General features: G+C 45.6%; 3 protein-coding genes. 2 read left to right on the forward strand and 1 reads right to left on the reverse strand.

The genetic code is table 11. The features are described from left to right. The first annotated feature begins 110 nt into the window (after positions 1-110). Positions 111-242, forward strand: a complete 132-nt coding sequence (locus C7B70_RS28605; protein ID WP_255409389.1) for a hypothetical protein — start codon at positions 111-113, stop codon at positions 240-242. Positions 243-282: 40 nt separating this feature from the next. On the opposite strand, the gene C7B70_RS26230 is transcribed toward C7B70_RS28605, so the two are convergent. Next, positions 283-588, reverse strand: a complete 306-nt coding sequence (locus C7B70_RS26230) for a hypothetical protein (RefSeq protein WP_146134188.1) — start codon at positions 586-588, stop codon at positions 283-285. Between the two features lie 31 nt (positions 589-619). Between C7B70_RS26230 and C7B70_RS25660 the strand changes: the two genes are divergently transcribed. Further along, a complete protein-coding gene (locus C7B70_RS25660; RefSeq protein WP_106371678.1) occupies positions 620-2164 on the forward strand; it encodes a reverse transcriptase domain-containing protein in 1545 nt (514 codons plus the stop codon). The last annotated feature ends 88 nt before the right edge of the window (positions 2165-2252 follow it).

The following is a 2252-nucleotide window of genomic DNA, read 5'->3' on the forward strand; positions in this document are numbered from 1 at the left end:
CAAGAACAATTAGAGTGCGATTCGTTGGTTAGTGAATCACGGTAATCAGTCCGTACATAACTAACCCAGCCAAGACTCCCAAGTCTAGCTGAACTTCAAGGATGATGTAGGTGAAAGCCCTACCCGTCAAACTCAGACGTGACTCCTTACCTGCCCACGCCGAACCGACTCGGAGTACCTACGGGGAAATTGGTAGAGCAAAGCTGGGAACAGGGCGCAATCAGACAGCCGTTACGGGCTGACACTGGCGCTAATAGGGGGTTCCTACGATGAAAACAGATTCTAAAAAAGCATCCCATTTCTAGGAAAGGGCGTAAATACAAAAGCCTTACCTCGCCAGAGATAGGTATCCCGCCGCATTTTTTCTAATGATAACGGCATGAGTATGGGGTTCTGGCGGATGAATTGAATCCATCTAAGGGAGCGAACAATCACCTTGAGGAACGAATAAAAACAGTCTGTTAGGTCTAGGGTTTCGTAACCCCAGTAGGCTAGACGAGTAGCGGAATCCCGCAGACTGGGTAGGATGACAAGGCATTTTTCGGGTGAATAATTCATCCGAAAAGATGCCGCCCGTAATTGGGTCAAGGTTCAAAGAACACACTTTTTGGAGCAGAGCATGGTTAGACACAGCGAAAACGCTAGTGAACTTTGGAAGAATCTACCCTGGAAGAAATTTCGGAGGAACTTATTTCGCTTGCAAAAACGAGTGTGGAAAGCAGTGAATGTTGGAGACAAGCGCAAAGCGAAGTATCTCCAGAAACTTATCTTGAAGTCAAAGGCTGCAAGATTTCTGGCTATTCGCCAAATAACTCAGCTAAATGCTGGTAAGAAAACGGCGGGGGTTGACGGTGTAGAATCCCTCACCTTTGAGGAACGCTTCACCTTAAGCTCATCACTTAAGGAAAACGTTAACACATGGAAACATAACAAGCTACGCGAAATTCCCATCCCGAAAAAGGACGGAACGATGCGAATGCTAAAAGTCCCAACTATTGCGGACAGAGCTTGGCAATGCCTCGCAAAATACGCCTTAGAACCCGCCCACGAAGCAACTTTCCATGCTCGGAGCTACGGGTTTCGGACGGGTCGCTCGGCACATGATGCTCAGAAGTACCTATTCGACAACCTTCGCTCACACTGTAATGGGAAAAATAAGCGAGTCATAGAACTGGATATTGAAAAATGCTTCGACCGGATTAACCACTCATCCATCATGGAACAACTCCTTGCCCCTTTAGGCATTAAGACAGGCATTTTTCGCTGTCTTAAATCAGGGGTGAACCCAGGATTTCCTGAACAAGGAACGCCACAGGGTGGAGTCGTTAGCCCATTACTTGCCAACATTGCCTTAAATGGTATCGAAAGCATCCACAGATGCAAAGATGCCAGGGGGAGAGTAAAAGAGCCATCAATCCGCTACGCGGACGATATGGTAATAATTCTTCGACCCCAAGACGACGCTGAGGAAACACTAAAGCGCATTAGTCAATTTTTAGCAGAACGAGGATTAAAGGTAAGTGAAAAGAAAACTAAGCTAACCGCTACGACAGATGGTTTTGATTTTCTCGGCTGGCACTTTAAAGTGCAGAACAACGAAAAATTTAGATGCGTCCCTTCAGTGGATAACTTTAAAGCTTTTCGTAGGAAAGTAAAACACATCGTTAACAACTCAAACTATGGCGCTAAGGTGAAAGCCGAAAAGCTTGCACCAATAGTTAGAGGTTGGAGGAACTACCACCGCTACTGCAAAATGGACTCGTCACGATTTTCGCTGTACCACATTCAAAACAGAGCGTTCAAGGTATTTAACAAGGAACCTAAACAGAATCGCCACTCTAGCAAGAAATTGTTAGACCAAGCCTTTCCAGCAGTCCCTTACTCCGAAAACAAACACATCAAGGTTAAAGGGAATAAATCACCCTATGACGGCGATTTGACCTATTGGAGCGAACGTAATAGTAAGCTCTATGACGGTATTACCTCTAAAATCTTAAAACGACAAAACCATTCATGTGCCAAATGTGGGTATAAGACTACATCTGATGAGCGAGTTCACTTGCACCATATAGACGGAAATCACCACAATTGGAAATTTAATAATTTGGAAGCCTTACATGAAAGCTGCCATGATTACACACACATGAGCAAAGGCAATGCCTGATTGAATCGGGAGCCGGATGCGGTGAAAGCCGCACGTCCGGATCTAACAGGGAGGGGCGGAAGATAATACTTCCCCTCGACCCTAACAA

Origin of the sequence: Chlorogloea sp. CCALA 695, assembly GCF_003003885.1 — a bacterium.
Taxonomy (GTDB): domain Bacteria; phylum Cyanobacteriota; class Cyanobacteriia; order Cyanobacteriales; family Chroococcidiopsidaceae; genus Aliterella.

Excerpts from the sequence above, each read along its gene's own strand:
- C7B70_RS25660 (WP_106371678.1), top strand. The coding sequence starts at position 620 with ATGGTTAGACACAGCGAAAACGCTAGTGAACTTTGGAAGAATCTACCC.